The sequence below is a fragment of the Flavobacteriales bacterium TMED191 genome (genome assembly GCA_002171975.2).
GTDB lineage: Bacteria > Bacteroidota > Bacteroidia > Flavobacteriales > TMED113.
Genome location: NHIO02000056.1, coordinates 1 through 9,271, shown reverse-complemented (window position 1 = coordinate 9,271; position 9,271 = coordinate 1). Strand labels below are relative to the sequence as shown.

Sequence of the window (9,271 nt, the reverse complement as noted above, 5' to 3'; positions counted from 1 at the left end):
TATAATCAAAAAGAATATCTTGAGTCCCAAGATGTTATTTTTGAATTAATAAATGAATTACCTGGATATGAAATGTGGATAAATAATGCTTTATTCCTTTTAGCTAAAAATTATCTAGCTAACAAAGATTTATTTCAAGCCCAGCATGTTTTGATGGAGTTAAAAAAGAAAACCAATGACAATGAAATGTTAAATAAAATTGAATTATTATTAATTAATAATTTTGATAAATCTGAAAAAGATACAATTCAAGATAATAAATGAAAATCAAATACTTAAATATATTATTATTACTAACATGTCTTGTTTTTTCTCAAGATGATAAACTCAGGTTTGAAACAATTGATGTATTTAAAAATTATTCACCAATTATTGCTAATAGCATTAAAATTAATACACAGCCTATTTATAATGACACCTTACAAGAAAAAATCATACCCAATAAACCAATTCTTCCTAGAAATATTGTATTGCGAGAATCGGTTGATTTTAAAAACTCTTCTAAATACTTTGTAGATGGTTTAAGTGCTTATTTTGGAAATTATTCGTCTATTAAAATGGGTACACATAGTTTTTTTTCTACACGGTTTCACTATAATAATGGGCTTTCAGTACGTCATAATTCAGGTGTTTATCTAGAGTTATCTTCTGAAGACTATGGTTTTCAAAGTCCATATTATAAAAAAAATAACGGTGAATTTACAAGAGTTATTCAACTATACTCTAACAGGTTCTTAAAAGACAAACTTTTCAAAACAAATTTGAAAATTCAAGGTATATCTGGTTTATACTGGGGAGGTTTAAATAATATTAATGTAGAAAATATTGCTTCATACAATATTAGTAGTATTGATCTGTCAAATACTTTAGTGAGCAATTCATTAAATAGTTTTTTTAAATCTGCTAATTTTAAATTAAATGTTTTTAACAATAACTACTATAGGTCGGAATTTAGAATAATATCTAATCTTAATTTACAAACTACTAAATCATTAAAAAAGTATTCTATTTATCTTTCGGGTGAATTAATCAACTCTGATTTTGACGATATCAATCAGTTAGCTATTATTCCTGAAAATTCCAATGTTAATTGTTTTACTGTTAATGATATTAACCAAAACTCATTGTTTGATTTATTTTTTAACTCCAATTTTTTATTAAGCGGGAATAGTATTGTTGATTATAAAGCAGGAGTGAGTTTATTTTATGGTAAGCTATCAAGTAACCCTAAATCAAATTATGTAATATCTCCTAACTTGAAATTTCTAAAAAAAATAGACGAGTCAAAGATTTTAACCTTTGAATTTGATAATGAATTAAAATATCATTCTTTTAATGATTTATTTAACGTGATTCCTTTTATTAATCCTTATTCTAGGAATTTCCTTACGCAGGAATTGAAAGCTAGTTTTTCATATACGCATTTATTAACTAGGAGTTTATCAATCTACAATATTGTTAGTTATAATCATATTCAGAATAGAGCAGTACCCTTTTTGTATGATTTATATGATAATAGCATGATGAATCCTATAAATTTGTATTTAACTAATTTGGATGGTTTCGATTTTATGTCCTCTTTAGCTTGGAGTAGAGTGAAATATGATTTTTTATTGTCATTTCATCTTAATTCTTTAAAATCTAATAAATTTCAAAATATATCATTTATAGCAAACAAAATCAATTCTACTTTCACATTTAAATTTTTTAATAGTATTAATATTATTGCCGATTGCTATTACAGAGGAGATTCAGATGTGTTAAGGTTTTTGCCATCCGCTGACAATAACTATTCACATGTTATATTGCCCTCTTATGTAAGTGCTAATCTAAGTGTTAGATATATGCTTAAAAATATGATTTTTTCTTTGAATTTACGCAATTTGTTAAATGTCAGATATAATGTCTTTGATGGTTATCTTGATGATGATGGCTTTAAATTAAAATTCGGTTTTTCATATAGATTCTAATTGTTAATAATTATATATTTTTTGTAAAAAAAAACAATATATATTTAGTATATTTAAATACTAAGATATATCAAGAAATTATGGATTTAGACAATCAAAATCAAAACCAGTATTCTGCTGGTAGTATACAGGTATTAGAGGGCTTAGAAGCCGTTCGAAAAAGGCCAGCTATGTACATTGGAGATGTAGGTCAAAAGGGTTTACACCATCTAGTATATGAAGTTATAGATAATTCTATAGATGAAGCATTAGCAGGTCATTGCACTCATATTAATTGTTTTATAAATGAGAATAATTCAATTACAGTTTCAGATAACGGTAGAGGAATTCCGACCGGAATGCATGAAAAAGAAGGTCGTTCTGCGTTAGAAGTTGTAATGACTGTTCTTCACGCGGGTGGTAAATTTGATAAGGATTCTTATAAAGTTTCTGGTGGATTACATGGGGTAGGAGTGTCTTGTGTAAATGCACTTTCTTCAAATTTAAGGGTTGAAGTTCATAGAGATGGTAAAATATTTGAACAAGAATATAAAATTGGATCCCCTCAATATGATGTCCGTGAAATTGGAAAAACTGATAAAACCGGTACTTTTGTTACTTTTCAACCAGACTCATCAATTTTCGAGGACATAGTTTATAATTATGATATTTTAGTAGCTAGATTAAGAGAATTGGCATTCTTAAATAAAGGTATTCATTTGTCCATTACCGACAAAAGAAGAAAAGATGAGAAGAATGAATTTATAAAGCAAGCTTTTTACTCTGAAAGAGGATTAAAAGAATTTGTTGAATTTCTTGATGCAACAAGAGATTCTATATTGTCAAATGTTATTTATATTGATGGTGAGAAAGATGGAATTCCTGTTGAAGTAGCAATGGTGTATAATACATCTTATACTGAAAATGTTTTTTCTTATGTTAATAATATCAATACTCATGAGGGAGGTACACATCTTTCAGGATTTAAGAGAGGTCTCACCAGAACTCTTAAGAAATATGCAGACGAATCAGGTTTGTTGAAAAAAGTAAAATTTGAGATTTCTGGCGATGATTTTAGAGAAGGACTAACTGCAATTATTTCGGTAAAAGTTATGGAGCCACAGTTCGAGGGACAAACTAAAACTAAATTAGGAAATAAGGAGGTAACTACTGCTGTTTCACAATCAGTAAGTGATATGCTAAACTTTTATTTAGAGGAAAATCCTGAACAAGCAAAGCGTATTGTACAGAAAGTAATTTTAGCTGCAACAGCCAGAAATGCTGCGACTAAAGCTAGAGAGATGGTTCAGAGAAAAACTGTTATGTCATCTACTGGCTTACCTGGAAAACTTTCAGATTGTTCAGAAAAGAATCCAGAATTATGTGAAATTTTTCTTGTTGAGGGTGATTCTGCTGGTGGAACTGCCAAACAAGGAAGGGATAGAGCCTTTCAAGCTATTTTACCACTTAGAGGAAAAATACTAAATGTAGAAAAAGCGATGCCTTATAGAGTTTTTGAAAATGAGGAGATTAAAAATATGTTCACTGCTCTTGGTGTTTCTGTTGGAACTGAAGATGATGAAAGAGCATTAAACTTGGATAAATTAAGATATCATAAAATTGTTGTTATGTGTGATGCTGATGTTGATGGAAGTCATATTGCAACACTAATTTTAACTTTTTTCTTTAGATATATGAAAGAACTCGTTGAGTCGGGTTATGTGTATATTGCCACTCCTCCTTTATATCTTGTTAAAAAGGGTTCTAATCAACGGTATTGTTGGGATGATCAAGAAAGAGATCGTGTCGTTGAAGAGTTAAAAGCTGGTAAGGATGTTAAAGTAGGTATTCAACGTTATAAAGGATTGGGTGAGATGAATGCATCTCAGTTATGGGATACTACTATGAATCCAGATGATAGAACTTTACGTCAGGTAACAATTCAAAATGCTGCTGAAGCTGATAGGGTGTTTTCTATGTTGATGGGTGATGATGTTCCACCAAGAAGGGCATTTATTGAAGAAAATGCAAAATATGCTAAAATAGATGTTTAAATAAGAATGACGTTATTTTGCCATTATTATATGTCCCACTTCTTCTTTTTTCATGCCTAAATTTGTTTGGTAAACAACCTTATAACTATAAACATCTGATGGGAATAGTGCTCCATTTTCTTGTTTACCGTTCCACCCTTGACTGTAATTAATAGTTTCAAATATTTCGTTACCCCAGCGATCGAAGATAGTTAGCTTATAAGTGCTTATATCTATATTTAGTAGAGAGGGTGAAAATGTGTCATTTGTTCCATCATTATTTGGAGTAAAGATATTGGGAGTATATGCATAAAAATCTTGTAGAACTTTTATTTCCTTTGTAATTTGATCTTCACAATTATAAGCATCAATTATATTAAGGGTAGCATAGTAAATACCAGGTTCAGTGTATAAATGTGATGGATTTTGTTCATTAGAATTATTGCCATCTCCAAAATCCCAGTTCCAAGAAATTATATTATTATCAATTGACAGGTCTGTAAATAGCACAGGGTCATTAGATAATGAAAATTCATATTCATCAAGGAAAAAATCTGCTTGTGGAGCTGAATTTATAGAGATTAATTCTTGTATGTCGCAGTTTAAAGCATCAAAAGCCGTAATTAAATAGTCACCACTTTCTAGTTCATTAAAAACTCCAGTTGTATTAATTTCTATAGTTTGATTATTAGAACTTAATTCAAATAAATACTCTGGTTGTCCACCAAAAGCAGTTACGTTTATTGTTCCATTATTATTAATGCATTCTGAAGTTGATGTTTCAATAGTCATAGCTTCATTCTCCCCAATTTCAATAGATAAACTTGCTTCACATAAGTTTTGATCTGTAACAATTACAGTATAATTGCCACCTGAAATTTGATTAATATCTTCATTGTTTGAAGAGAATCCGTTGCCATTGGACCATAAATATGAGTAGTTTGGGGTTCCACCAATTACCGATATGTTTATGAAACCGTCTTGTGCATTGTCACAACTTACACCATTATTATCATCTAAATCAACTATTAATTCGGGAACATCTTCTATAGAAAAAAAGATTTCATCACCACTAACTAAACAATCATTATTGTCAATTACTGTGTAATAGTAGTTTCCGGAGTTTAAATTATCAAAAATAATTGAGTTACCAATTTGAGAAGCAAGATTCGAGTTATTATCATTTCCAATAAATGTAGAATAGGGGGGTGTTCCTCCGAAAATTTCAATTTGAATTGATCCTTCCGATCCATTAAAGCATAATACACCATTTGTAGAGTTAGTAGTATTGATTTCTTCAGGTTCAACTAATTCATACAAAATATCATTACTAGAACATTCGGTTTCAGTATCTATCATATTAACAAAGTATAAGCCTGCTGATAAAGATGAGAATGTATATGTTTGAGATGTTTCTACAGACTGTATAACAGTCATATTTTCATCATATATGATAAATATCCAGTTTCCTTCATTTGGGGCATTTACTTCAATATTTCCGTCATTTGCTTGATAACACAATATTTCACTTTCTTCGCCGCTGAATGTAAGATCTTCAAATGAAATATTTACATCATCGCCTTCGATTCCACCTTCAAAACCGCACCAGTCACCTGCATCTCCGCATAAAGACGCACCGGCAGTGTATGTTACATTCCCTCCAGGAATTACAGTAATTTCACCTCCGGTTCCGATTAAATTTCCAAACTCATCTTGCCAAATTATATCTGTTCCAGCTACTGCAGGTGCAAATTCAATATCTTCAATTATATATTCATCATTTCCGCTAGGCGTGAAACGCCATCCATCATCTTCACAAGTCCACTGATTAGGATAATTTCTTGTAATTCCATCTAAACCTGTAACAACATGAGCAATTGTTCCATCTTCATTATGTAATCCATGAATTGCAGATCCCTCGTTCCAAGTTGTACATAAAACTTTTTGAGCTATATGTGTTTCAATTACATTTGTTGTTTCATATAATTTAATTTGACTTGAGTAGCAAATGTCAGTACACGAAAACATAGGTATTCCACAGAATGAGGCGATAAAAACTCTATTAGGAGCTTCTCCTGTAGTTGCATATTGAATAGTTCCGTTACCATTAGCTCCGGGATAAATGTCTTGCCAAGGACATAAGATTGAATTATATGTTTCAGGTTCTAAATTTGTTGGGATAGCTGCATCAATTGTCCAATCTGAATAACCTCCCGCGTTAGCAGTATTAAATGATAAATAATTATTAGATGCCAGTACAACCTGATTGTATGTATTACCATAAAATACAAAGTCAAAGCCCATATTAATAACACTCCCAAAAACATCGTCAGTGTAAATATTTGAGTCAGTTAAATCAACAGCAAAAGATGTTGCTGTTAAAGTTATTTCAGTTTGCCCTTGTTGACCATCACATAGAATAACATCGTCAGAAGCAATAACTTGCGTATAAGCGTAATTAAAACTACCTATTACAATTGATAGTATTATATGAATAATATAGTTTCTCATAATCAACTTTTATTAATTTACACATAAATTAAATGGCAATAATCATACCATGTATACACAATTTACAACTATAATTGAAAATAATTTATATTTTAGCTTTTTAATAAAAAATATAATCTAAAAATATGGAAATTACAGTAGTTGGTGCTGGAGCAGTTGGAGCAAGCTGCGCCGANTATATAGCGATTAAAAACTTTGCTTCTGAAGTTGTTTTGTTAGATATAAAAGAAAACTATGCAGAAGGTAAAGCAATGGACTTAATGCAAACAGCCTCTTTAAATTATTTTGACACTAAAATTGTAGGTAGTACGAATAATTATCAATTAACCTCTAACAGTGATATTGCTGTTATTACCAGTGGAATTCCAAGAAAGCCAGGAATGACTAGAGAGGAGTTAATTGGTATTAATGCTGGAATTGTTAAAACAGTTTCAGAAAATTTAATTAAGTATTCGCCAAATGTAATTTTAATCATCGTTAGTAATCCGATGGATACGATGACTTATTTAACACATAAGATTTCAGGTTTGCCTAAAAATAGAATTATTGGTATGGGAGGCGCATTAGATAGTGCAAGATTTAAATACAGGTTAAGTGAGGCTCTAAATTGTCCTGCATCTGATGTTTCTGCCATGGTTATTGGCGGTCATAGTGATAAGGGCATGGTTCCATTAACAAGGTTGGCAACACGAAACAGTGTGAGTGTTACTGAATTCTTATCTAAAGATGTATTAGATAAAGTCAAAAGCGACACTAAAGTTGGTGGCGCAACATTAACTAAAATGTTGGGAACCTCTGCTTGGTATGCCCCTGGTGCTGCAGTTTCATCTTTAGTTCAATCTATCGCTTGTAATCAGCATAAGATGTTTCCATGTTCTGTTTTTTTAGACGGGGAATATGGTTTATACGATTTAGCAATTGGCGTACCAGTTGTGTTGGGTAAAAAAGGAGTGGAAAAAATAGTTGATATTAACTTAAATGCTGAAGAAAATGATCTATTAATTCAATCGGCAAAGTCTGTTAAAAAAACAAATGAGTTATTAAGTGAAATGAAGGTTTTTTAATTATTAACTACTATTTTTTTTGTGTAGGTTTGGTTCTCTGTTTTAATTGATACAATATAAATTCCTGATTTGATATTTGAAATTTGATAAATTTCCTTATTTGATGTTATTTTTTTATTTAATATTATTTTACCAAGAATTGAGAAAATAGTTAGAGTGCCATTATTATTTAAGGGCAATTTGATATTAAAATTACCATTGTTAGGATTTGGAAATATTTCTATCTTCTCTAAATTGGTATTTAGACTTGAAATATTAAAACTATTAGCTAAAAATAATTCTAATCCACCACTAGCATTACCTCTAATCACATCAGGTAAATTGTCGTTATTTAAGTCCTGTATTGCAATTTTTGAATGAATGGAGTTTGTGTTACTTAATAAGTCATCAGTGATTAAATTAAATTCACTTTCTAAATTTAATATAGTAGTAGATGTATTGTTGTCAACTAATTCAAGATTGTCATACAAAAAAACTTTACCTTGTTCGGTGCCAATAGCTAAGTGGAACTCATTATTAGTCTCAAATATTTGTGGAGCTGTGTATGCTGTTAAATATGTTGGGTCTGCTAAATGAATTCCTCCAAGACTTTTAACCATGATTTCATTTTGGTTTTCATCTAACTCACCGCTTGCTAGCACAGGGGTGTAATCCTCGAACTCAGGATTTGTTAGTGATCCTATATTTTGATAATAATTAATACCATTATAAACTCCGTTATCAATTCCCATACGTTCACCAATAACAAGGTCTAATAATCCATCTCTATTTAGGTCTATTAATTGTGGTGCTGCAAAGCTTCCTACATCGATATTTAATAATTCATAGTCTAAAAAGGTTGGCCATTCAGATAATATTGAACCATCATTTTTAAATAAATATAATTCTCCATTATTATCTCCAATAATCATATCAATATTTCCATCATTATTAATATCACCAAAAGTTGGATGTAATGCTTGTACGCTAGGTAAAATGCCTAAAACAGTTGATATATTAGCAAAATCATCCGTGACAAAATTAAATATAGGATTTTCAATTGTTCCAATATTTTCAAAAATAGATATACTAGAATTATAATTGCCATTGTCAAAATAGCCTTTATTAGCAATTATTAGGTCATTTAAATTGTCATTAACTGAAAATCGTACTGACGTAGGCACATAATCTCCTTTTTTAGTAACTCTAATCTCACAATTAGTATTACTATTATAATCTTTTATTGACGTTAAGACTGTTTGAATATCTGCATCGACTGTTAAATCAATTTTATCTAATATCTTAATGCTTTTGTATGCGAATGCTTTTGTACTCAACAAGAGACCCAGAAACACAATCCCCAAAAGTTTTTTCATTAATGCAATACCCTATCCCAAACTTCAATTCTTATATATTGCCAACCTTCATCATATTGAATTTCTATATTGAAATAATCATCTGGATCCAAAGTTCTACGAACTAAATCAACATATTTGTCTATTTTTTTATAAGACATTTTTCCTCTAAAAGTTTTAGCAAAAGTTTTCAAATTCTATTGAACCATATTTAATAGCTCACTACAGATATCAAGGTCACCCTTTAATGGTGTGCCACTTATATATTCACCTGGTTGCCTAAATCTTTCTTTTTTGTTTTTAGTTACAATATTTTCTGGTTTGCCACTAAAATAACTACCAGAATCGCATATTGTATCTACTTTAATATTAGTAGGTTG

At 30.2% G+C, this 9,271-nt stretch carries 5 protein-coding genes; 3 read left to right on the top strand and 2 right to left on the bottom strand.

What is annotated here, in order from left to right; all coding sequences use genetic code 11:
- Positions 1-260 precede the first annotated feature (260 nt).
- Both CBD51_006690 and gyrB read left to right on the top strand, forming a co-directional pair.
- The gene (locus tag CBD51_006690) at positions 261-1,970 is read left to right on the top strand and encodes a hypothetical protein (protein ID RPG57776.1); all 1,710 of its coding nucleotides are present in this window, start codon (positions 261-263) and stop codon (positions 1,968-1,970) included.
- Positions 1,971-2,050: 80 nt separating this feature from the next.
- The gene (gyrB, locus tag CBD51_006685) at positions 2,051-4,003 is read left to right on the top strand and encodes a DNA topoisomerase (ATP-hydrolyzing) subunit B (GenBank protein ID RPG57775.1); all 1,953 of its coding nucleotides are present in this window, start codon (positions 2,051-2,053) and stop codon (positions 4,001-4,003) included.
- 12 nt (positions 4,004-4,015) lie between these two features.
- On the opposite strand, the gene CBD51_006680 is transcribed toward gyrB, so the two are convergent.
- On the bottom strand, positions 4,016-6,493 hold the full coding sequence (locus tag CBD51_006680) for a PKD domain-containing protein (protein ID RPG57774.1): 2,478 nt from the start codon (positions 6,491-6,493) through the stop codon (positions 4,016-4,018).
- 125 nt (positions 6,494-6,618) lie between these two features.
- Between CBD51_006680 and CBD51_006675 the strand changes: the two genes are divergently transcribed.
- A complete protein-coding gene (locus tag CBD51_006675) occupies positions 6,619-7,557 on the top strand; it encodes a malate dehydrogenase (protein ID RPG57773.1) in 939 nt (312 codons plus the stop codon).
- Here CBD51_006675 and CBD51_006670 read toward each other — a convergent pair.
- On the bottom strand, positions 7,554-8,912 hold the full coding sequence (locus CBD51_006670; protein ID RPG57772.1) for a T9SS C-terminal target domain-containing protein: 1,359 nt from the start codon (positions 8,910-8,912) through the stop codon (positions 7,554-7,556). The genes CBD51_006675 and CBD51_006670 overlap by 4 nt on opposite strands.
- Positions 8,913-9,271: the final 359 nt, after the last annotated feature.

Excerpts from the sequence above, each read along its gene's own strand:
- CBD51_006680 (RPG57774.1), bottom strand. The coding sequence starts at position 6,493 with ATGAGAAACTATATTATTCATATAATACTATCAATTGTAATAGGTAGT.
- CBD51_006690 (RPG57776.1), top strand. The coding sequence starts at position 261 with ATGAAAATCAAATACTTAAATATATTATTATTACTAACATGTCTTGTT.
- CBD51_006670 (RPG57772.1), bottom strand. The coding sequence starts at position 8,912 with ATGAAAAAACTTTTGGGGATTGTGTTTCTGGGTCTCTTGTTGAGTACA.
- gyrB (RPG57775.1), top strand. The coding sequence starts at position 2,051 with ATGGATTTAGACAATCAAAATCAAAACCAGTATTCTGCTGGTAGTATA.